12 protein-coding genes and 1 tRNA gene are annotated in these 23,520 nt (G+C 68.0%); 7 read left to right on the top strand and 6 right to left on the bottom strand.

Going from position 1 to position 23,520, the window contains the following annotated elements; all coding sequences use genetic code 11:
* Positions 1-242 precede the first annotated feature (242 nt).
* From AC5677_RS32055 to AC5677_RS32045, 3 genes are read left to right on the top strand one after another with little or no spacing between them, the layout of a single operon-like run.
* On the top strand, positions 243-443 hold the full coding sequence (locus AC5677_RS32055; RefSeq protein ID WP_497191368.1) for a hypothetical protein: 201 nt from the start codon (positions 243-245) through the stop codon (positions 441-443).
* Positions 443-667, top strand: a complete 225-nt coding sequence (locus AC5677_RS32050) for a helix-turn-helix domain-containing protein (protein WP_497191367.1) — start codon at positions 443-445, stop codon at positions 665-667. The genes AC5677_RS32055 and AC5677_RS32050 overlap by 1 nt, the downstream gene beginning before the upstream one ends.
* The gene (locus AC5677_RS32045; RefSeq protein WP_497191366.1) at positions 667-918 is read left to right on the top strand and encodes a hypothetical protein; all 252 of its coding nucleotides are present in this window, start codon (positions 667-669) and stop codon (positions 916-918) included. Before AC5677_RS32050 ends, AC5677_RS32045 begins: the two co-directional genes overlap by 1 nt.
* Before the next feature lie 834 nt (positions 919-1,752).
* Here AC5677_RS32045 and AC5677_RS32040 read toward each other — a convergent pair.
* The 4 genes from AC5677_RS32040 to AC5677_RS32025 all read right to left on the bottom strand — a co-directional run bounded on the left by AC5677_RS32040 (position 1,753) and on the right by AC5677_RS32025 (position 14,501).
* Positions 1,753-2,208: a DUF4240 domain-containing protein gene (locus AC5677_RS32040; RefSeq protein WP_497191365.1), complete on the bottom strand. Its 456-nt coding sequence runs from the start codon at positions 2,206-2,208 to the stop codon at positions 1,753-1,755.
* A gap of 12 nt (positions 2,209-2,220) precedes the next feature.
* Positions 2,221-9,126, bottom strand: coding sequence for a polymorphic toxin-type HINT domain-containing protein (locus AC5677_RS32035; protein WP_497191364.1), 6,906 nt, complete (start codon positions 9,124-9,126; stop codon positions 2,221-2,223).
* A gap of 96 nt (positions 9,127-9,222) precedes the next feature.
* Positions 9,223-12,930 (bottom strand): LamG-like jellyroll fold domain-containing protein, encoded by a 3,708-nt coding sequence (locus tag AC5677_RS32030; protein ID WP_497191363.1) that lies wholly within the window; start codon positions 12,928-12,930, stop codon positions 9,223-9,225.
* A gap of 32 nt (positions 12,931-12,962) precedes the next feature.
* Positions 12,963-14,501: an integrin alpha gene (locus AC5677_RS32025; RefSeq protein WP_497191362.1), complete on the bottom strand. Its 1,539-nt coding sequence runs from the start codon at positions 14,499-14,501 to the stop codon at positions 12,963-12,965.
* A 417-nt stretch (positions 14,502-14,918) separates the two neighbouring features.
* Here AC5677_RS32025 and AC5677_RS32020 point away from each other — a divergent pair, with 417 nt between their 5' ends.
* Entirely contained in the window at positions 14,919-15,764 is an 846-nt protein-coding gene (locus tag AC5677_RS32020; RefSeq protein WP_497191361.1) for an alpha/beta fold hydrolase, read from the top strand.
* A 25-nt stretch (positions 15,765-15,789) separates the two neighbouring features.
* On the top strand, positions 15,790-17,901 hold the full coding sequence (locus tag AC5677_RS32015) for a glycosyltransferase family 4 protein (protein WP_497191360.1): 2,112 nt from the start codon (positions 15,790-15,792) through the stop codon (positions 17,899-17,901).
* A gap of 1,214 nt (positions 17,902-19,115) precedes the next feature.
* On the opposite strand, the gene AC5677_RS32010 is transcribed toward AC5677_RS32015, so the two are convergent.
* Positions 19,116-19,200 (bottom strand) — tRNA-Leu (locus tag AC5677_RS32010).
* Positions 19,201-19,434: 234 nt separating this feature from the next.
* Between AC5677_RS32010 and AC5677_RS32005 the strand changes: the two genes are divergently transcribed.
* Positions 19,435-19,659, top strand: a complete 225-nt coding sequence (locus AC5677_RS32005) for a hypothetical protein (RefSeq protein WP_497191359.1) — start codon at positions 19,435-19,437, stop codon at positions 19,657-19,659.
* 41 nt (positions 19,660-19,700) lie between these two features.
* Here the strand turns inward: AC5677_RS32005 and AC5677_RS32000 are convergent, their stop codons facing one another.
* Entirely contained in the window at positions 19,701-21,272 is a 1,572-nt protein-coding gene (locus AC5677_RS32000) for an aldehyde dehydrogenase family protein (RefSeq protein WP_497191358.1), read from the bottom strand.
* 564 nt (positions 21,273-21,836) lie between these two features.
* Here AC5677_RS32000 and AC5677_RS31995 point away from each other — a divergent pair.
* Entirely contained in the window at positions 21,837-23,519 is a 1,683-nt protein-coding gene (locus AC5677_RS31995; protein ID WP_497191357.1) for a thiamine pyrophosphate-binding protein, read from the top strand.
* Position 23,520: the final 1 nt, after the last annotated feature.

Here is a 23,520-nt window from a genome sequence, read left to right as displayed (position 1 = left end):
AGGGCGCGGATGATGGGGTGTGTGCGGGGGGACTTGGACCATACGCACATGCCGGTGATGCGCGGAGAGTTGCAACTGCCGTAGTCGCTGGTTCCTGCCCTGACCAGGAAACTTGCGCAAGGTCTCGTCGAGTCGAGCCGCTGTGACGTGCAGAGTGAGCGCGCGCATCTTGATTCCGTTCTTTCCCCACCCACGGGGCTCAGACCTGGGAGTTCGTCCCTCTCGGCTCAGAGCGTTCGCGAGTGGGACTGACCTGCTGCGGAGCTTCCCAGCGGGGATCGTTCCACGCCGGCCTGCCCGAGCGCGACCCGGAAACCACCCTTGTCATCGGCCACTGGGCCTACCTCGGCACCGGTTACAGTCCCGGCGGCGCACTCCTCGCCGCCGCCGTCTGGCACCACAGAGAACTCGTACGACAGTTCGTCACGGAAGGGGGCTGCTGATGACCGTGCATGCACCCGCCGCGCCCCACCAGGGGCCGAGCACACCGGAGGAACTGCTGGCAGTTGACCAGGTCATGGCCCGCCTCCAGCTCGGCCGTTCCGCCGCCTACGACCTGCTCCGCAACCGCCAGCTCGCATCGATCACCCTCGGCCGGGCCCGCCGCATCCCCGCCCACGCGCTCGCCGACTTCATCCGCACCCGCCTCGACCAGGAAGCCACGTAATGACCACGCCCCGCGACAACACCCACACCCGCTACACCACCTGCGTCCACCGCTATCTCATCCCTGGCCTCGGCAAGTCCGACTTCGCCTTCAGCGCGACGCCATCGACCTGCTCGGCCACTCGCTCGACCGCCCCTGACAGCAAGACGGCAGCGGACACCACTATGTCCGCCGCCGTTGCCGTCAGCTACTGCTGTCAACCCGACCAGCAGCCCCGTCAGACGATGCTCGACGCGATCGAGATTCGTTAACGGGAATCAGGGCTCGGCCAAGGATCGAGTCCCGGATCGGAGTGCAGGCAGACCAGGGGGCGATTCGCACAGACTGCCAACTCCAGGGAGCCTTCAAAGGTAGAACCGATCTCCCAAATCCAGCCCATACCCGCAGCAACCACCCTCCCCCAGCCTCGACGAATACGCTTGAATAACTGAGCCATTCACCGATTGGGAAATAGTCCCTACCGAGAACACTCCCTACCTCTTCCGCTAGATCACGCTGCCCTGACCCAGCGGCGAAAGGATCGAAATTGTAAGGCTCGTCATTACTGAAGTTCGGGCCGACGCGATTGACCGGCTCGATCGAGAGCCCTCCCACCGCAGCGAGGATCTGCCCTTCGTCTCCCCAGTCCACCTGGGCCTGCGCTCCAGGAACAACCTCGAACCTGCGGTGAAGGTCAGCCAGCTCGCCCGGGCTGATGCCCAGTTCCTCCGCGATCCGTGGCCGGGCCTCCTGCATGTAGAGCTTGACCCGCTGGTAGGTGCTGGTGAAGCCGTACTCGGCCACCAGCCTCTCGTGAACCACGGCACCTTTGATCAGAGTCTCGGACCGCAGCATCGCGTCGATCAGGGGCGCGACCTCATCCACCATCCGCCGACGGCCATGTCCCGGCGCAGCCCGACGAGGCGGGACAACCGGGCCTCAGAGGACAAGTACGTGCGGACGGTGCGGCGGTTGAGCCCGGCCTCCCTCGCGATCCCCGACAGGCTCATGACGTTGCCGTTGCCGTCACAAGACCCTAAAGGCCCGCCGGAACCATTCCGGCGGACCTTCAGTACGTCCTCAGGTAACCCGAATCCTGACAGAGATCAGGCAGTCCATCCTTGAATGTTCGACCCCGATTCGATCGAGAAATAGTTCTCGACGTTCATCTTGGATGCGGTTTTCCTTTCGTATTGCTCCGACGCGAGGTAGAGCAGCGCCTCAGCCTCCTGAGCAAACGGCGCAACGAAGCGATCGAAACCGACACCAGAACTCAGGACATCGCCGTACGCCTTTTCGCCCGCCAAGATGCACGCGCATCGCGCATAGAGGAAGTGGTCGCTTGTCTGCGGGAGCTTCAAACCATTGGCAAGCGCTACTGGCACCTCCGCCAGATCCCTCCTGTCGATCTGATAGAGAGACTCCCGGAGTCGCTCAACAAATCGATTCAAGGCACCGGGCTTCATCACACTGAGCTGCCCAGAGATCCGCTCCAGGGCGGAGTCGATCTCGCTCTCATCCTGCACGGAGCTTGATCCGATGACCTTCCAGAAATCAGTCACTTCGAGCCGTCCCTACCAGAGTCCGAGTTGTTCGAATTTTTCGGAATCTTGCCTTTGCTTCAGGATTCTCTTGCCCGGCGACGCAATGTCATTCGACAAATCGACTCCCTGACCGCGCAGTTCTTCCATCCGAAGATGTTCGGCAACGAACAGGTCATCATTCGTTCCGCAAACATGCGCGCAGGTCGCGTCTTCACGACTCTTCAGGCGCCCGCTGTCGATGTGATCCTGCAGGCGGTTGTTGAAGTTCTTCGTCTTACCGACATACGTCTTTCCAGGGTTCAGCTGATCCTCGAACTCATAGATCCCTTGATTCTTGTTGCAGTTATGCACAAGAACCGGCGTGGCCCCCGCCAGCACATAGTACGTGTGCAGATCAGCAACAGTCAGGTTCCGGACCACCGCCTGCTGCGTCCAGCGCTTGACCGAGATGATCTGGACGTGCGTGCCGGCGCTGGTACGCAGCCACTGGCCGGGGTGGAGGTTTGTGGCGTCGACCCAGGCGTGGAGTTTTGGTGACCAGAAGGGGTGGCCGTCCGTCGCGGTGACCGACGCCGTTTTGTCGCCGTGCTTGCCGTCGGTGTCGACGGTGAGCTTGACGAGGTGTTTGGCCCCCTTGCCCTTGATCTCGGCCGTGACCGTTTCGGTCTCGGTCTTGCGCGTGTCGGGGTCCGTGGCGACGACCTTGTCGCCGGTCTTGACGTCCTTGATGTCCTTTCTGGAGCCGTCGGCCATCAAGACCTTGGTTTTCGGTGTGAAGCTGTTGGCGGCACAGGCTTTGTCGGCGGCTTCAGCGGATTTTTCCGCCGCCGCCTCCAGCTTGTCGGCCCGCTTGCTGGTCTGCAGCCACGAGGTGAAGCCGTTCTTGATCTTTTTCAGCAGGCCCCAGACCCGTTTGCCCAGAGCAATGGCCTTGGCCCACTTCCAGGGCAGCGCGTACTTCGTCGCGAACTTGCCGACCAGGCCGCCGACGAAGCTCGTGGCGATGTTGAGGGCCGTCGAGCCGCAGGCGCCGAGGCTTCCGGTGGTGAAGCAGTCCAGGGCGTCCGTGATGCCGAGTTCGTCCGCGGCGAGCTTGGCGAGTTCCTTCGCCGCCCCGATCGCACGGCGTTTGGCCGCGTTGGCCTTGCCGCGTTCCCGTTCCGCGCGGCGCTGCGACGCTGCGGCAGTGGACTGCTCCGGGGTGTATTTCTTGCCCCCGTAATACATGGACTGGACCGCGAACGCGAGCCCGAGGCCGACGACCGGCATGAGGCCGACCAGGAACAGGTCGATCGAGAACTTCCCGCTCGGATCGCTGAAGGACACCGGGCTGTTGCCGGCGTAGGCGTAGCCGTTGATCTGCTGGGGGTCGGTGAAGTCGATGACCGGGTCCGCCGAGACGAAGCGGCCGTTCTCCGGCTCGTATTCGCGGGCGCCGACATGGGTGAGGCCCGTGGACTTGTCGACCGGCTTGCCGAGGAAGCCCTTGTCGTCGACCCATGGCTTGGGCTCGTCACCGCGCTCCGCGCCGAAGGGATCCATCCGGCGGCGGGTCGTCTCGCCCGTCGCGGCGTTGACGGAGATCTCGGCGGTGCCGTGGTGGTCGGCCGAGAGGAACTCGACGCCGTTCTTCGTGCGCAGCGCGACTGTCTTGTCGCCGAAGAGGTAGTACCGAGCGCCGGTGACCGCCTTGCCGGCGTCGGCTCGCAGCTCCATGCCGGGCAGATAGAAGGTGGTTGCGTCCGGCTCCTTGCGAAGGACCCGTTCACCGCTTGCGTCGTATCCGAAGGTGGATTCCTTTGTTCCCTCGGTGGACTTGGTCAGGTTTCCTTCGGCGTTCCAGTCCAGGTTCTGGGTGTCGCCGTTGAGGATGCGCTTGTCGGTGTTGCCGGCGGCGTCGTAGGTGAAGGTGTCCTGGGAGTGGACCGCCGGATCGGAACCACTGGCCGCGACGTCCTGGACGACCTTGGTGAGCTGGTGCGGGCCGCCGTCGCCGGCCTCGCCCGGGGTGCCGTCCTGGTCCTGGTCGCCGTAGGAGTATGTCCGGGTGGTGTCGCCCGCGCCGCCGACGCCGTGGATCACCTGCTTCTTGCGGTTGCCCGCCGCGTCGTAGGCGAACTCGTGCCAGTACGGGGCCGGGCCGCCGATGGTGCTCGGCGACGGCGCGTTCGCGCACGCCGCGTTCCCCTTGCCCGAACCGACCGCACCGTCGGACGCGTTCGTCGTGGACCACGCGTTCGTCAGCCGTCGCTGCCAGTCGTAGGTGAAGCACTGGACGTCGGCCTGGCCCCCGGTCGGGGCGTCCGCGATGGCCGTGACGTTACCCGAGCTGTCGTAGGCGTAGCGGGCGTCGTGGGTGACGGCCGAGGCGCCCTCCCGGTCGACGCGCGAGCGGGTGAGCAGGTCGGTGCCGCGCTCGTACTCGTAGGTCAACCAGGTCTTCTTGTCGGCCGCACCGCCCGTGGTCAGTTCCAGCTGCTGGAGCTGGCTGATCGGCGAGTAGCGGGCCGCGTTGACGTAGGTGCTGCCGAGCGAGGTGTTCAGCTGGGTCGTTCGCTGGAGCTCGTCGTAGCCGTAGGAGATCGTTTCGGCCGGCAGTCCGCCCGCGGCCGGCATGCCGATCGACTGCACCGTGCCGTCGCGGTTGTACTGCGTCGTGTACTCGTACGTTCCGTTGAGTTCCGGCGCGGCCGTGCCCGCGAGGGTGTAGCGGGTCTTGGTCGGCTGGTACATCTCGTCCAGCTCGGCGACGATCGTGCTGGACTGCACGGCGCCTGCGGCGTAGCGGTAGGTGCCGTACAGCTCTCCCTTGGCGAGCTTGTCGTACGTGGTGACCGTGAGCTTGGTGCCGGTGTCCGGCTCACCTTCCCAGGTGGACAGGGTGCGGCCGACGGCGTCGTACTTCGTCGAGACCTTCTTGCCGCGCGCGTCCGTGGTGGAGGTCAGCCGGTCCAGGTCGTCGTAGGTGTATGTCGTCTTGCCGGTGTCCGGGTCGTTGGCCTCCTTCTTCCGGCCGAGTTGGTCGTAGGTGTAGGACCAGGTGTTGTCCGCCTGGTCCTTGACCGACTTCAGCCGGCCGGCCGGGTCGTAGGTGTACTGAATGGCTTCGTAGTCGGCCGATGTGCCGCCGGGCAGCGGCTTGTCGCCTTTGTAGCGGCGGATGTCTGTGGTGCGACCCCGTGCGTCGGTGATGGTGGTCGTCGGGGCCTGGCCCGCCGGCGGGTCGACGTGCACCCGGTCGCCGCCGTACGTGTACGTGGTGCGCGACTTCTCCTCGCCCGCCACGCGGAAGATGTCGGCGGTCTTACGGCCCGCTCCGTCGTACTCGGTGAGGTTCTGGGCGTCGACGTCACCGTTGACGGCGTTGAACAGCTGATCGCTGGGCGCGCCGCTGGTGTAGTAGTCGGTGTAGCTCCTGGCGATGCTGCCGGTGCCGTTGTAGAAGGTGTCGGCGACCATGCGGCCGCCGCCCGGGCCCTGCGTCTGTTCCTGGCGCGGTCTCAGGAAGCCGTCGTACAGCGCGTACTCGATGCCGTAGCCGCCGTTGTTCTGGACCTTCTCCGTCTTCACGGCCACCGGGGCGGTCTTGCGGACCAGGTAGCTGTACTTGATCGATGGGGTGAACGACGTCTTCGGGCGGTCGGGCATCCACACCGAGGTGAGGCGGCCGAGCGCGTCGTACCCGAGGTCGGTGCGCTTGCCGTTCATATCGATCTGCGCGGACGGCACACCCCAGGCCGGGTTGTACTCGGTGGTGGTGACCCAGCCCAGTGCGTTGGTCTCGGACTTCTTTGTCGTCAGGCCGTCGGTCTCGGTGTAGGCGGTGCTGGTGACGTTGCCGGCTGCGTCGGTGACCTTGGTGAAGCGGCCGTAGGCGTCGAAGTCCGTCGGCAGGCTCTCGGTGACGGTCCGGTACGTGGCTGTGGTGCCGTCGTGGGAGGCCAGCTTCTGGACCTTGGTGGTGTCGCCCTTGGTCGGCGCCTCGCCCAGGCCCTTGCCGTCGTAGAAGGTGCGGTCGTCGGAGATGACCTGGGTCTTGCGGTCGACGGGGTCGCCGCAGGAGGCGGCGACCTTCTCCACCCGGGATACCACTTCGAGCATGTGCTGCGCCGTGTTGTCGGCGTAGCTGGTGCGGGTGCACTGGTTGTCGGCGACGTCGTCGGGCGAGCCGTAGTCGTCGACCTCGGTCACCCGGCCGTTGTCCGGGTCGTAGCGTGTGGTGCTTTTGAGCGTCTGCCAGCCGCCGCCGGCCAGGGCGGTGTAGGTGGTGGTGGTATCGGGGCGGACGTACCACGCCTTGGTGGTGCCCCAGGTCTTGGTCCGGGTTGCCGTCGTGCGTGTCCACGGGGTGTTGATGCTCTTGGTGACCACCTTGTCGGCGGTGTAGCCGCCGTTGTACGTGGTGGTATCCAGTTCGAAGCCGGACAGCTCGTCGGAGTCGATGTGCGCGACTCCCTCGGAGTCGGTGACGGTGCCGCCCATACCGCGCAGGAAGACGTGTTCGCTACGAGTGTTGGAGGCGTTGGTCGTGCCGTCGGAGTTGGTGACCCGGACCTTCTCGTAGCCGCGCCAGTCACTGCGTGTGCGGTACTTGTCGTCCGTGATGCCGTCGGCCTTCGGGGTCTTCCAGCCCGCGCCGCCGAGGTAGTCGTACGTGTTGACCATGTCCGGTGCGCCGCCGGTGAGGTCGGTTTGGACGACGCGGTCGACGACGTATTTGTGGAACCAGTCGGTGATCGGCTCGGTGGCGCCCGGCGGGTTCCATTTGACCGGGTAGCAGCGTTTGGTGGAGGAGTCGGCGGACGGGAGGCTGTCCGCCGAGCAGTCGGCCGGGGCGTAGACGATGTCCAGCTGGCCGCCGGTGTCGTTGTCGACGGCGGAGAGCCGGAAGCGGTTCATCGCCTGGATGTTGTCGCCGGCCTTGTCGATGCGGTTGGGCAGCTGCTGGCCGAGGAGTTCGACGGATGGCATCGAGGCCGCGGAGGAGCCGACGTGCCCGGTGTGGTCGATGTTGTTCAGCCACAGCGACTTGGAACCGTCGCCGTTGTCGGTGTAGAGGTGGGTGAACTTCCAGGAATCGACATCGCTGTAGCCGGTGCCGGAGCGGATCTGCGTGGTGACCTTGCTCAGCTTCTTGCGGGTCCAGAACGTCGGGGAGTTCTGCCCCTCACACTTGGTGTCGGCCTTGCAGTTGCGGTCCCACGGCACGTCCGGCCAGCGTGTGGCGGTGGCGTCAGTGAGGTCGCCGGGCTCGCAGTCGGCGGCCGCCCCGATGCAGCGTTCGTCGGTGGTGAAGACGACGCGGCCGGCGGCCGGGTCGGTGTAGACCTTGCCGTCGCGCTGGCCGTAGTCGATGCGCTGGAGGTAGCCGCCGCGGGTGTACGCCTTGCCGTTCTCAGTGGTCTTCAGGCCCTGGGTGTAGTAGTTGGTCTCCCGGCCGTAGAAGAACGACATCACGTTGCCGTGGGTGTCCTTGACGTGGTCGAGGTTCCAGCGCCAGGCCTGGTTGCAGTGGGCGTCTGCGAAGGTCGCCTTGTAGCAGGGTTCGCCTTCGTCGTCGCCGTAGACGGGGACCGTCCAGGTGGAGTCGGTTTCCTCCTTGCCCGCGGACCAGCCGGGCAGGCGGTCGAGGCCGAAGGAGTACTCGGTCCCGTCGGTGGTGGTGATCCGCCAGTGCTCTCCGTTGTCGTCCTCGTTGGCACCTCCCGTGAGGTGCTCGACCTTGGAGTTGTCATCGGACTCGACCCGCCATTCGCCGGTCTTGTCGTCCTTGATCAGCTGGCCCGAGGGGCCGCCGGCGATCTGGATCGTGGCGTTGTCGTACGCCCAGCACTGGTCACCGTTGGTGTCGGCGTGACCGTCGTCGGCGCAGCTCTTGTAGCGGCGCTCGATGAAGCCGGGCTCATAGCCGAAGCCCTGGCCGATCCAGGAGCCCTGGTTGTTGGTGGCTGCGGTCTCGCCGTCGACGGACTGGGAGTTGTAGCCGAAGGAGACGGAGGGGGCGAGGCCGCCGGGGACCGGCGGGGTGCGCAGCGGGTAGCTCCAGTTGAAGGCACCGGAGGAGTTGGAGACGCTCCACTCGGCGGAGGGGGAGAGCGGAGTCGCCCCGTACGAACCCTGGTCGGAGCCCGATCCCGCGGTGGCCGCGAGCAGCGTGGTGGTTCCGGCGGCCGCCGCCTTCAGCTGGGTGCGGGGCCCCTGGGGCGCGGACGGCACGGGCACGTCCGCGGCCAGGGTGCGCGCGGCCGCGTTGTTGCTGCTCGGCAGCGCGCGCGGAGTGCGGCATGCCGCTTTTTTCGGCGTGGTGAGCAGGCACTCCGGGTACTGCACGAAGCGGAGCCGGGAGCCGTAGTTGCCTCCGTAGGCGTTGGCGAAGCCGGAGTAGTCCAGCTGCAGCCGGGCCGAGCCGCGCTGCGTGTCGTGGTCCGTACGGGCCACTTTGAGGAGCACACCGTCGATGCCCGCGGCCGTGGCCTTTTTACGGCTGACGACCTCGAGTTTGACGGAGTCGGGGGCGGGCTTGGCCTTGGTGGTAGGGGTTGACTTGATGGCCTTGCCGGCCTTGTCGACCTTGCCTGCGTTGGCGGTCTTCTTGGGCGGGCCGACCCGGAGGGGCAGCCCCGTGGCCTTGGCGGGCGTGGTGCCGATGTGGATCTCGTCGGTGCCGGGCCTCGGCCATGTGACCTTGGGTGGGAGTTTGACCTGGGCCTTTTCGGCCGGGTTGGCCTGGTGCGGTTTGGACTTGGCGTTCTTGCCGCGTACCGGGTCTCCGGTGTCCTGCAGTCTGGGCCGGCTGAGGCCGTCCGCTTCGGCCGTCGGCGCGTACTGCGGCAGCAGACTGATTGTCAGCGCGACGCCGACCGCAATGGCGGAGCAGCGTTGAGTGGAGCGGCGCCGGAACGGTCTTCGGCCCTTCCACCAAAATGGCATGGACATGACTCTCCGTTGTTATGGATGGAGCGCGGAGCAAGGCGTGGGGGGAGAGAAAGGCGGGGGTGGGCGGCCAGTGGCGCCCACCCCCGCGCAGGACGACTAGGCTTCGCTCAGGCTCGAACCGGAGGCGAGTCCGGCCACCGTCGCGACGGTGCTCGCGTCGAGAGCACCCTGGTAGGCACGTACTTCGTCCAGCGCACCGGAGAAATACTCACCGCCGGTGGTGCCGGTGACGTTCCGTCCGGCCTGCACGCCCGCCTTGGAGAAGTCCCAGGTATTGCGCCAGGCCGTCTGCGCCCCGGCCAGCTGGCCGTTGACGTAGAGCCGGGCCTCGCCGAACAGCGCGTCGTAGACCAGGGCGAGGTGATCACCGTCGCCGTCGACGCTTGGCAACGCAGCCGTGTCGACCGCCGTGGTGGCGACCGCACCGGCGGCGTCCTTCTCGGTCACCGCAAGCTGCCAGCGGTTCGCGGCCTTCGAGTAACGGACCACGACGGCGGTGGCATTCGCACCTGGCAACGAGAGCACGGTCTGGTCACGTGTCGCGGTGGGCGAGGACAGCCGGGCCCGTGCGGTCAGGGTGAAGCTGCCCTCGGCGGGGAACAGTCCGCTGCCGCGCGACGCGTAGTCCGTGGTGCCGTTCAGCGCCAGGTGGCCGTCGCCCCATAGCGGCTCCGCGACCGGCGGGCACTCCGGCTCGGCAGCCGGGTCGCAGGAGTCGTCCGGCTGGTAGATGGAGCTGCTGCCGGACAGGGTGAGCCCCGTGCCGCCGGAGATCTCCGGGGAGCTGCCGGCGGCTGCGTCGTCCAGCGGCCAGTAGGCGAGCTGGTGCGGCGGAATGCCACCGACGAAGCGGCCTTCGGCTTCCGTGATGACCCGGTCGTAGACCTCGACGTCCGCGATGTTGCCCTTGAAGTGGTAGCGGTAGTCGTCGAGGGAGAGCGCGCGGCCGATCTGGAGGCCGCCTCGGGCGTTCCAGCTCGTCCGGCGCGGCTGGATGTCGTCCTTGATCAGGTAGCCGTTGACGTACATCCTCAGCTCGCCCCGCTCGGCGTCATAGACGCCGATCAGATGCGTGGGCACGTTCTTCTGTGCCTTGACGCCCAGCACCTTCCATGAGCCCAGGGATTCGATCTCGCTGACGGGCGCGCGGAACGACCACATCTTCGACTCGCCGTCGTAGCCGAGGGTGAAGCCGGACTCGGCGACGCCGTCCTGGCTGACCACGGCCATCGAGTGGTCCGGCAGCTCCGGCAGCGTCACCCAGGCCGAGACCGAGAAGGTCTTGCCGGTGTCGACGGCGGGCTGACCGGCGTCGAGGTACGCGTTCTCGGTGCCGTCCAGCGCGACGGACTTCTCATTGGGCCGTCCCGGGACGGGCTCTCCGAACTTCACGCCGGATCCGGCCTTGGCCGCCGGCGTGCCCGGCGACCCGGCGGCCTCGGTGGAGTCGGCCGTGTCACCCAGCGACCAGGCGGCCTTGGGCGCGCGTCCGTCGTTCACCAGGAAGGTGTGTGCCACGGCGGTTTCCTGGGTGTGGCCCGCGCCGTCGACGGCTTTGGCCTCCAGGTTGAACGGTCCCTCGCGGTCCGGCATGAAGCGGATCGTCGCTGCCGCGCCCGAGGAAGGGGCGTCGACGGTGCTCCAGCCCGGTTGTCCGGTGAAGCGGTACTTGTACTTGGTCACATCGGTCGAAGGAGAGTCCATGGTGAAGCTGCCGTAGTCGCCGATGCCGTCGTGCCAGACGTCGTCGTCCGGGTAGGCGGTCGAGGTGACCACGGGCGGCTTGGGCCGGGTGGCGTCGTAGATGAACTCGCAGCGGGTGGCGGCATCACCGGCGCTGCTCCACGGACCGGACGAGGCATCGTCCAGGCCCTGCACTTCCCAGCCGATGACCGCATTCTCCGGAATGGTGAACGCGGCCACGCCGTCGCCGGGAATGTCGCTGCCCACCTTGTACGAGAAGCTCGCGTATCCGACATCGGGGTTGTTCTTGACGCTGTGGGTCTGCTTCGCCTCGGTGACCGGGGAGTACGTCTTGGTGACCCCGCCGGAGGTCCAGTAGATCTTGAATTTGGCGCGCAGCTTCTCCGTGTTGCCGCCGACGTCGTTGTGATCCGGGTCCCGGATGACGGCCTTCAGCGTCGGGACCTCGTCCGCGTAGTGCTCGTCCGCCGCGCCGTATTCGCATGTGCCGCCGTGATTCATCGACAGCTCGGACATCTTCGGCTGGTACGGCGGGCGGTTGTACTTCACTTCGAGGTGCGCGTTGCCGCAGAAGCGCTTCCAGTACGCGTAGTCGTCCTCGGAGCCCGCCTTGAGCCGGAACGTGGTGGTGTCCCAACCGCTGTCCGCGGCCTTCTGCACCGTGCTCTTGACGTTGAACCGCACGTTCTGGTTCGTCGAAGTGCAGGCACCGGCGGGGTTCGTCGGCGACTGCGAGGCGATGGTCTGCTTGAGCGACGGCTGGTTGCTCCAGTTGGTGGCGGAGCTGATCGCACTGCCACCGGTGCTGTTGACCCGGCCCAGCTCGACCGACTTCCCCGTGGAGTCGTAGGTGTGCACCATCGTGACGGCGAACTCGGCCTCGAGGATGTTCTTGCCCTCGTAGCCGGCGGTCGGAATGGCGAAGAACTGCCGCTTCCGGTCGTCAGGGCTCGCGCAGCGGTACGACACGTCCGCCGGGCAGCGGCCCACACCCTCGTGGTCGGAGAACTTCCAGAACTCCGCGGAGGGGTAGAAGGAGGAGACCATGGTCCAGCCGGAGCGGGTGGATGTCTTGGTCACCGGGTCGATGTAGACCGGGTAGACCGTGTCATCGCCCTTGAGCAGTTCGGTGTCCGGGGTCAGCACCATGGCCTCGGACTGCATCGTCAGACCGACGTCGGCGACCTTCGCACCGTCCTGCGGACCGGCCTCGGGCTCGCCACTCTGGTCCGGCGCGTCGGATGCGGGCAGCCCGGTGGTGCGCACGGCCGTCTTCGGCACCGTGGACGACGTTTGCTTTGCCGCGTTCTTGGGCGTCGCGGGCGAGGGCGACGGAGCGGGTGCCTCGTGCCCTGAGTCCCACATCATCGGGCGCGGCGCCTCGAACACCTCACCGCCCGAGCCCTCGTCCTGGGCGACCAGACCGCCGTTCTCCTGCGTCTTGAGTTCCACGCCGTGTGTCTCGACGGGGAGTTCGATGGTTGCCAGCTCCGGGTTGGCCGCGCCCTTGGCCGACTTCACGACGAGCAGATGGGAGAAGCCTTCCGCAGACGCGCGCACCACGAGGTCCACGTCCGGCAGGACATTCGCGTACGTGGCGGTGCTGCCGTCGACCGTTGGCGCGGGCAGCTTCGTCGGCCACGACAAGGACATCGTCCTGCCCGACCGTTCGATGGTGGCGAAGGGCCCCCTTCCTCCGCCCGAGAACGCCATGGCGGCGGTCGCGGCCTTGGGCGCGTAGCGGCCGTCCGGCTCCTTGACCAGCGTGGGGTCGAGGTCGACCCATGTGCCGTCCTTGCGGGTACGAAGGGGCTGGACGTACTCCTTGCTGGTGAAGGTGCCGTCCGGGTTGGCGAACGTCTCGGAGCGCTCGTCGCGGAGGGACAGCACCTCCACGCGGTCACCGGACTTGGCGGCCGCGAGTTGGGCGGCCCACTCGCCGACGGCTGTTTTGCCTGTGCTGGCGTCGGCCGCGGCCGCCTCAGGAGCGATGTCCGGCGCGCCGGCCGGAAGCCCCGTGACTCCGGCGGCCAGCACGGCCATCAGCACGCCGGTCACGGCTGCGGCCCGGCGTCTTCTTCGCCGCCCTCTGCTCCTCATTCCCCCACCTTCGAAATGCGCATCGGTCCTGGTCACCGGATCACCGCGCCGAATGACCGGCCGGCGTCCGGGATGCCGTCGGCGCCTGGCTTCAGCGTCTTCACCGCTCCCGTGCCACCGCCGACGACCGTCCACGGCACCACGTACACGGCGCCCTTCGACTCACCGGCGGCTTTGCCGTACGGAACGCCGACGTACAGGTCGGTGGCGGAGGTCGCCAGGCCCATCCCTGCGAAGTCGCGCTGCCCGGGGGTTCCGGGGAGGATGCCGCCTCCGCGCGCGAGGATCTTGTCGCCGGTTCCGGCGTCGCCGAGTGCCGGGAGCACCTGCACCGATCCGGCGTCGGACGCGCCGGTGACGTCGTGGCCCGGGACGGCGACTGCGAGCTTCATGGTCGCGGCGGTGCCGACGGCCCCGGGGCTGGTGTTCGCGAGCGCGACGCGCTGACCGAGGAAGTCCCCGGCCGCCGGATCGCCCTCGACCTCCGCCGTGCCCCGGTCCGCCGCGTTGACCTCCTTGTACGTGCCCGAGGAGGGGATGTGCACCACCTGGACGAGACCCGCGTCGGCAGCCGTGCCGACGTCCTCGTTGGGAATGCCGATCGCCAGCAGTGCGTCGGTTTCCGATGCGGCGCCCGACGGCCGATAAGGAGCCAGGGAGATTGAGGTGCCGAATCCGTCACCGGTCTCGGCCGAGCCGCTGATGCCCGGCTGCTCCTGGTCGAGGCCGGCGAGCGCGGTGGGCACGCCGTTGGCCAGCGTGTGGTTGAAGACGGCCACTCCGCCGGCGAACCTCTTGTCGCCGATCGACTCACCCGGGGCGGCAACGGCCAGATACCGTGAGGTCGCCGCGAGCGCGTATCCGAACCGGTCGTGCGCCTCGACGTCACCGGGGACAGCGGGATCATCCTCGGTGACGGTGGTCTTCGTGGCGCCCTGCGCGTAGTGGATGACGCCGGCATCGGCGACGTCGCCGACGTTCTCGCCGGGCGCTCCGACGGCCAAATAGGGTTGGCCGGAAGGCGTCTTGCCAGCAGCCAGCGCGAAGCCGAACCAGTCGTTCGCCTCGGTAGCCGTGCTCGGGTCGTAGCCCTGCTGGGCGTAGTCGTCGATGGACGATCCGGCGCCGATTCCGCTCACCGAGCCATGGATGACGTAGATCGCCCCCGCGTCGATGAGGTCGCTCCCGCTGACGGGCACGTCCTCGTACGGCGCCCCCACGACCAGATCGGTGCAGCCGTCGGCATCGGCGTCGTAGGTGGCCATGGCGAGCCCGAAGTGATCACCTGCCTCCGGTGTGGCGTTCATACCCGTCGTGGCCTGCGAGATTTCGCTGACGCCCTTGCCCCCGCCGAGCACCACGCGGACCAGTCCGGCCCGCTCGGCGCCGTTGACGGTGGCGAGCGGGTCGGCGATCGCCGTGTCCCGGATGCCATCTCCGTTGAAGTCTGAGTCCGTCCCCGCCGTACAGCCGACGGCCGTTGCAACCTGCGTTCCGTACGGCGAAGCGACTGCGGACAGTGTTGCCGCAGTCAAAAGCACCAGTCCGGTTAAGCCTGTGCGAATGCGCACTCCCCACCCCCATATGCCGCTTTCATCCCGACGGGGCGATTAAACGGCGATTAAAGAGCTGCTAAACAGCGGCTAAGTAAGGGGGAAGGGTGAGCTCCGTGTCAACCCCCCTTTACCCAAAGGGGGGTTGACACGACGCGATAGCACAGCAAGAGCGTCAATTCATGATCACAGGCATAAATGCAGACACATCGCCAAAGTCAACCTACAGACGTTGACAGTCTGTTGAAGAACATGGCTATAGTGCGTTCCCTCGAACCTGCAGGCGTTCGAGATCCCCCCACTTGCACCCCTTCATGCCGCCCGAACCAGGGCTGCGCGGTGCATCAACACAGGCCTGTCAACAGGGGAAGGCAGACACTGGTGGGGCGGGCTCTCACGTTTTTCGCATTATGCGCTGCGCTGGTCGCGACGCTGTTGACCGTCGATACACCCATCAGCGAGGCAGCGGCTGGGCGCAGCGAGGGCACCTACTCCTACGGATCGCACACCCGGCAGAAGCTCGACGCCTACTGGGAAGCGGCGTCAGCGCCCCGGCCCGGAATCGTCGCCCTGCACGGGGGCTACTGGTACGAGGACTCCGGCTGGGCCACCTGGTCGCGGAGCACCGCCGCCAAGGGCTATGCCGTCTTCTCCGTCGACTACCGGCTCAACTTCGACGCCCCATGGCCGGCCCAGCGGAACGACGCGCTCGCCGCGCTCGGCTGGATCAAGGCCAACGCGGCGAAGTTCAACCTGGACCCGAAGCGCATCGTGCTGCTCGGCTCCTCGGCAGGCGGACAGATTGCCACGTCGGTGGCCACTTACGGATCGGGCGGCAGCCGCATAAAAGGCGTCGTCGGCCTCTCCCCCGTCGCCTCCCCCTACCGCGCCTGGAGCGACGGCAACACCAGCACCGATCCGAAACAGCGCAAGGTCCGCGACAACGCCGCCGTCCTCGCCCGCTGTTACCCCGACTCCGGTGACACCGGCTCCACGATGCACCCCAGTTGCTGGGACACCTGGAAAGACATGGTCGCCAAGAACCGCGCCTCCGGCGCCAACGACGCCCCCATGTACCTCATCCACTCCCAGGACGACTTCATTCCGGTCGCGCACTCCACCGACCTGGAAAAGGCCGAGGAAGTCGACCACGACATGCCCGCCGGCGGCATCACCGTCGAGACCGTCCCCGGCGCCGCACACGGCGGCGCCCTGCTCGACACCCCAGGGACGAACGAAAAGGTCCTGGCCTGGATCGCGTCCCGCGCCGGCACCTCCTGAGCACGATCCACGGAGCACCCACACCATGAAGATCGCCTTATTACTGCACAACGCCTACGGCATCGGCGGCACGATCCGCTCCACCATGAACCTGGCGAGCGCGCTGGTCGCCCGGCACGACGTCGAGATCGTCTCGGTGTTCCGTACCGAAGACCGGCCAAAGCTCACGGTCAGCGGCAAGGTGCGGATCACCCCGTTGATCGACAAACGCGACGTCGCGACAACATACGACGGCGAACATGAGCTGATGAGCCTGCCCTCCCTGGTCTTTCCGCCCACCGAGGTACTCGCCGACAGCTACACCCGGCTCGCGGACGAACGGGTGAAGGACTTCCTGCGGAACACGGACGCCGATGTCGTGATCGCGACGCGTCCGGGCCTCGTGCTCTACCTGGCCGAGTTCGGCAAGCAGCGCTACCTGCGCATAGGGCAGGAGCACCTGACATACGACGCACACGACGCCGAACTGCGCGCGACGCAGAATGCGGCGATCGCCGAGCTGGACGCCTTCGTCGCGGTCTCCGAGGCGGACGCCGCCATCCACCGCGAGCGGCTGCCCGGCATCTCGACACGGCTGACCGGCATACCCAACGCCGTACCCGCGCCGAAGACCGAGCCTTCCGACGGCACCGCCAAACTCGTCGTCGCCGCGGGCCGCCTGGTCGAGGTCAAGCGCTACGACCTGCTGATCCAGGCCTTCGCCAAAGTCGCGGCCGAACGGCAGGACTGGCAGCTGCGGCTGTACGGCCGCGGACCCGAGCGCGCGAGCCTGCGTGCGCTCATCGACGAACTGGAACTGAACGACCACGTCTTCCTGATGGGCGCCCACTCTCCTCTGGAGACCGAGTGGGCCAAGGGATCGATCGCGGCCGTCTCCTCCGACCAGGAGTCGTTCGGCATGACGATCGTCGAAGCCATGCACGCAGGCCTCGCTGTCGTCGCCACCGACTGCCCCCACGGCCCTGGCGAGATCATCTCCCACGGAACCGACGGCCTGCTCGTCCCCGTCGGCGATCCGGACCCCCTCGCCGACGCACTGCTCCAGCTGATCAACGATGACGAGCAGCGCCGCGCCATGGCGGCCCTCGCCCGCGAATCCGCCCGCCGCTACCAGCCCCAGCACGTCGCCGCCCAGTATGAGCAGCTGATCAGCGAGTTGCTGGTCGCCCGCAGGACGCCCCTGACCGCGTTCCGGGCCCGACTGCGCCGGGCAGCCGGAACCGCCCTGGGACCGCTGCGCCCCCGCCGCTCCCCGCCGAAGCCCCAACCCACCTCCGCTCACGAGCCGACGACGCCCACCGCCCTCAAAGCACTACGCGCCAAAGCCGGTTGCACCGTCAATACCGACGGCGACATCGTCATACGTGTGCACAGAGCCGGCCTCACCGGCGCCGACCTGTCCCTGGTCCTCAAGCAACGCGGCAGCGACGCCGAGCCGATACGACTGCCGCTGCCCTCACTCGACGGCACCACCGGTCGCCTCCGGACGACGATCCGACGGGCCGAGCACCGTCTGTCCGAGGGCCGCTGGGATCTGTACGTGGAGCGCGCCGACGACGGAAAGCGCCGCAGAATGACCGCCGGCCTCGTCGAACAGCGAGGTCTCCTCACCCTGCCCCGCCCCGGCTGCGGACCGGTCACCTCCTGGATCCCGTACACGACACAGGACGGCTATCTGGCCATCCGGACATGGCGGCGACCCACCCACGCCGAGGTCGAGACGGTGCGCGCCGCACCGGAGGCCATCACCGTCCACGCCACCCTCCTCGGCGACGACTTCGGCGACGCACCGCCGATTGTCGACGCCGTCTCACGCAATGACCCTCGGCACACCATGGAGATCGTGGCGGAACGTCAGGGAGAGCACGGCGTGATATTCACGCTCCCCCACACCTGCGTCATCGGGGCCCGCGCCAGCGACCACGATGTATGGGACCTCCGACTGCGCCACCGCACCGACGTCGAACCCGCATCGATCGGCCGCATCCTCGGCGACCTCGTCGAGCGAAGGGCAACCGACGTCTACCCCGCACAGCAACTCACCTGCCCGGGGCGCGCCCCGGCCAAGATCCGCCCCTTCTTCACCGTCACCAACGACTTGGCCGTCAGCGTGAAAGACGTCGCGAAGGACACATGATCGGCCGGCTGCGCCCGCGCCGGGCACTTGTCTCGCTCGCTGCCCAGTGCGTCAAAGGAGCCAGGTGCGCCGCATGCTGCGCAGGTAGGCGTTGCGTCGGCGGGCGATCAGCGCGCGAGGTCGGCGGTCGGCCCGAGCACGTGGTTCCACGCAGATACCCAGGGCCGCGTCCTTCCCGTACGGATGCCGGCGGCGATGCGGCATACGGACAAGAAGCCGACGCCGAAGCCGATCACGTCCGGCTTGTGGACATGCGGCTGCCACAGAACGTACGGGCCGACCGCTCGGGTCGGTTCCGGGCCGGGGAGAGGCCGGGAGACCGGCCGGCCGGTGCACCCGCGTGCCGGCCCGGGATCGGCCCATTGGGCGTTGCGCCCAGGATGATTTCTGAACACTGCGGCAGCGCACCACCGGGCTGAGGCGTGCGCTCCCCCAGGCTTTCGGGGGTCCGGGCCCGACCTTCTTTGCCACACAACCTGCTTCGGGCTTCGCGACAGGACTGGAGCTCCCTATCGGGACACTGAGCCGTTTCATCCCGGTTTCCACCTGGGGCACCACCACACCGGAGGCCTTCACCATGATCAAAACCCGGGCCTGTCAACAGCGCTCGTGACCAACGCACCTAGATCTCCCATGCGGCGGTCTGCACCGTGCCGCCCATGTCGCCGTGCCGCATCGTGGCTTGGAACTCACGGCTTCCAGAAGGGTGGACAGGCACGGTGACTTCAGCGGCAGTTACAGGGCAGCGGCGTTCAGAGGTCACTGTCGCGGTGCCAGAGGAACCGCCCGAGCTGACGCCCGCAGCCACAAGAGCACTCTTGGAGTTCCTGCTCGATGCCCACAATCAGCTCCAAACACAGCAACCCACCACTGCTCGCCCTGCAGACGCCTCCGCGACGGAAGCCGTGTACCACACCGACTACGCCCGATAGTGACGGTAGATCTCGCCCCGCGTCCCGTGAGGCACCGATATGAACCCCCACATCGCGCGCCGACAACAGTGCAGGTCAAAACCCTGGCATCGCAGTGAGGCGCGCCCCCAACGCACACGATCTCCACATGAGCCCGACGCGAACCCCCACGGCCCCACTTGGAAGAAAGTCCAGGTCAGCGCACTGTCCTGCCAAGAGTTCACAGACCCACACTTCGACCACCCGATCGAATTCTTATGCAAAATGCCTGGTCAGCATGCTGACCAGGCATTTTGGGGTGAGTGTCCGAGGGGGGACTTGAACCCCCACGCCCGATAAAGGGCACTAGCACCTCAAGCTAGCGCGTCTGCCATTCCGCCACCCGGACTAGGTGTGATCTTCGCGGGGTGTTCCCCGCGGCGACATGGACAACAATACCAAGGTTTCGGAGTGCCTTTCACCTGCGTATCCGTGCGAGACATAACCGCACCTTATGGGTATTGAGGGACAACTCTCTCGGTTCTGGAGGGTGCGTAGGCCGCGGGTGCGGTCGTCGTTGCGGGAGCATCTGCGGGACGCGTTCCGGTTCGCGCCGACGGCGGGGCGGGGGTGTGGTTGCGCCGTGGGTGGGGCGCCGGCGGCCGATGCGGGGATTGTGGCGGCGCTGCCGGAGGCGCAGGCGTATGACGAGGTCAGGGCGCTGGCCGCGATCGCCGAGGATGGCCGGGGGCGGCGGGAGCCGATGGTGCGGCACCGTACGCTCCCGCTCCGGGCGGTGGAGCGTACGGTGCCGGCGGTGGCCGAGCGGCGGTTCGCTTCCTGCCCCGGCCGTCAGGGAATGGGGTGAGCGGGTCAGGGGCAGCGGCGGGGCGGGGCGGCCAGGGCTTGCTACGGCATCAGGTGGTAGTCGGGGAAGTTGCCGGGCAGGCGCTCGGAGGCGGGGCCCTCGGTCACCGCTCGTACGAGGAGTTCGCCGCCCACGAAGGCGCCGCTCCAGGAGTTGCCGAAGCCGCCGAAGAGTTCCTCGCGGTCGCCGCGGGAGCGGGGTTTGCCGTGGCCGACCTTGAAGGCGCGGATCTGGGGGGCCAGGCGCGCGTAGGTGGCGGGGTCGTCGGTGGAGAGGGTGGCGACCAGGGCGCCGTTGCTGGCGTTCATGGCGGCGAGGAGTTCGGCTTCGGTGTCGACGAGGACGATGGTGTCGACGGGCCCGAAGGGTTCGGCGTGGTGGAGGGGGGAGGACGGCGGCGGGGACAGCAGGGTGGTGGGCGGCAGATAGGCGGAGGTGTCCTGGGAGGGGAGGAACCACCCCGTTGCCAGGTCGCCGCGGTGGAGCGGGATCGCGCCGCGGGAAATGGCCTCCGTCGTCAGGTCGGCGAGTTCCTTGGCCTTGGCGGCGTTGATGAGGGGGCCGAAGTCGAGGGTGGGGAGGGGGTCGTCGGGGGCGGCGACGGCCAGGGGGTGGCCGAAGCGGACGCTGCGTACGGCCGGGAGGTAGGCGGCGAGGAAGTCGGCGAACGCCTCGCGCTGGACGACGAAGCGCGGGTAGGCGGTGCACCGCTGTTTGGCGTAGTCGAAGGTCTTGTGGAGCAGCGGGGTGAGGGCGTCCCAGTCGGTGTGGTTCCAGATGGCCCAGGTGTTGAGGCCTTCTTGTTCGAGGATATGGCGTTTGCCGAGGTCGGCGACGGCGGTGGCGACCCGGGCACCGGTGTCGCGGCCGCCGACGAAGGAGACACAGCCGATCTCCGGTGAGCCGACGAGGGCCGGGGACAGTTCCCCGCCGCTGCCGCTGACGAGGGTGGCCGGGACGCCCTCGCGCGCGGCGAGGGCGCAGGCGAGGGTGAGGCAGGCCAGGCCGCCGTCGGTCGGGGTCTTGGCGATCACGGCGTTGCCGGCCAGGGCCTGGACGAGCATCGCGTGGATCAGGACCGACATCGGATAGTTCCAGCTGGCGATGTTGCTGACCGGGCCGGGCAGGGGCGAGCGGCCGGCGAGCATGCGGTCGATCTCCGCGAGGTACCAGCGGACGCCGTCGATGGCACGGTCGACGTCGGCCTGGGCGAGCTTCCAGGGCTTGCCGATCTCCCAGACGAGGAGGAGGGCGAGCAGCTCACGGTGTTCGGTGAGGGCGTCGAGGGTGGCGGAGATCCGCGCCTTGCGTTCGGGGAGCGGCACGTCGCGCCAGGCACGGTGCTGGTCGAGGGAGGCGCGTACGGCATGGCGCGCGGCGGCCGCGTCGAGGCGGGGCGGGCCGGCGATGGGGGTGCCGTCCACGGGGCTGCCGGCGGGCAGTGGGGCGCCGTCCGGGTGCCATGCGGCGGCCCAGAGGTTGAGGACACGGTCGTCGCGGAACGCCTCGGGGGCGGCGGCGAGGCTGCGCTGCCAGGCGTCCTGCCAGGACGTACCGGGTTTGAGGGTGAGGGTGGGGGTGGGTGTGGCGTGGGATTCGGGGGTGGGTGCCATCGGTGTCTCCGCTCTCGGTGCACGGCCGGAGGGGCAGGGTGGTGGCGCTCGCGCGGCTCCCGGGGGGAACCGCGTTACTGGACGGTAGTGGCGCGGGCGGTGCGGTGGGACGGTCCGGCGTCAGGTATGGCGAGTGTCACTCGGAGCGGGCGGCGGGACCACCGGGAGTGAGCCGCCAATGCCCGAGGACACGGTCACACGGTCGTGGATGCGGTGGCTCGGCGGATCGGTGGCTCGGTGGCTCGGTGGATGCGGCGGTCCGGCGGTCCGGCGGTCCGGCGGCCGGGAACAACGCGCCGCGTTCCCCGGCGAGTTCCCTTGCTCGGCGTCACGGAGAGGCCCACGCCCGCTCCTCTGCGCGAGGGCCGTGCGCCCTCTGGACATCGACGTCCCGATGAGGGATAACAGTTTCATACAGTATTCGTCGACTGTGGACTGTATACAGTCCACCGTTCGCCGGTCACTCGCACTCATGCCCGTCGATCTACCGGGGTCCGGTCCGTCCGCGCGTACGTGCCTGCGTGCGCGCCCCTCCCGAACCCCCACGAAGGGAAGCGATGCCCCATGCCCGACGACGCCCAAGACCTCATCTCCGGTGGGCACTTGGTCGCCAAGGCGCTCAAGGCGGAGGGGGTCGACGTCATCTACACCCTCTGCGGCGGCCACATCATCGACATCTACGACGGCTGCGTCGACGAGGGCATCGACGTGGTGGACGTACGCCATGAACAGGTCGCCGCGCACGCCGCCGACGGCTATGCCCGGATCACCGGCAGGCCGGGCTGTGCGGTGGTCACCGCGGGGCCCGGGACCACGGACGCGGTCACCGGCGTCGCCAACGCCCTCCGTGCCGAGTCCCCGATGCTGCTGATCGGGGGGCAGGGCGCGCGCAGCCAGCACAAGATGGGGTCGCTGCAGGACCTCCCGCACGTCGACATGATGACGCCGATCACCAAGTTCGCCGCCACCGTGCCGGACACCGCGCGGGCCGCCGACATGGTCTCCATGGCGTTCCGCGAGTGCTACCACGGCGCGCCGGGCCCCTCGTTCCTGGAGATCCCCCGGGATGTGCTGGACGCGCGGGTGCCGCGGGAGCAGGCCCGGGTGCCGCGGGCCGGGCACTACCGCGCCTCGACCCGGTCGGCCGGCGACCCCGACGACGTGCAGAGGCTCGCCGATCTCCTCGTACGGGCCGAGAAACCGGCGATTCTGCTGGGCAGTCAGGTGTGGACGACCCGGGCCGCGGGCGCGGCGACCGAACTCGTACGGTCCCTCGACGTCCCCGCGTACATGAACGGCGCGGGCCGTGGCACGCTGCCGCCCGGCGATCCGCACCACTTCCAGCTGTCCCGCCGCCACGCCTTCACGCACGCCGACCTGATCGTGATCGTCGGCACCCCCTTCGACTTCCGGATGGGCTACGGCAGGCGCCTCTCCCCCGCCGCGACCGTCGTGCAGATCGACCTGGACTACCGGACGGTGGGCAGGAACCGGGACGTCGACCTCGGGATCGTCGGCGATGCGGGGCTGGTGCTGGCGTCCGTGACCGAGGCCGCGTCCGGGCAGCTCAACGGCGGCGGCGCCCGGCGCAAGGAGTGGCTGGAGGAGCTGCGGGCCGTGGAGCGGACCGCCCTGGAGAAGCGGCTGCCGCAGCTGCGCTCGGACGCCGACCCGATCCACCCGTACCGCCTGGTCGGCGAGATCAACGACTTCCTGACCGAGGACTCGGTCTTCATCGGGGACGGCGGGGACATCGTCACCTTCTCCGGCCAGGTCGTGCAGCCCAGGTCACCGGGCCACTGGATGGACCCGGGGCCGCTGGGGACGCTGGGGGTGGGGATTCCCTTCGTGATGGCCGCCAAGCAGGCCCGGCCGGAGAAGGAGGTCGTGGCGCTCTTCGGCGACGGGGCGTTCTCGCTGACCGGGTGGGACTTCGAGACGCTGGTCCGCTTCGGCCTCCCCTTCGTCGGGATCGTCGGCAACAACTCCTCGATGAATCAGATCCGTTACGGCCAGAAGGCCAAGTACGGCGAGGGGCGGGAGCGGGTCGGCAACACCCTCGGGGATGTGCCGTACGACCAGTTCGCGCGGATGCTCGGCGGGTACGGCGAGGAGGTCCGCGACCCCGCGGGGATCCGGCCGGCCCTGGAGCGCGCCCGCGCGTCCGGCAAGCCGTCGTTGATCAACGTCTGGGTGGACCCGGACGCCTACGCCCCCGGAACGATGAACCAGACCATGTACAAGTGAG

It is taken from the genome of Streptomyces sp. JLSY215, from assembly GCF_059682825.1.
Note: the sequence above shows the minus strand (reverse complement) of the source record. Positions and strands in the feature narration are given on the sequence as shown.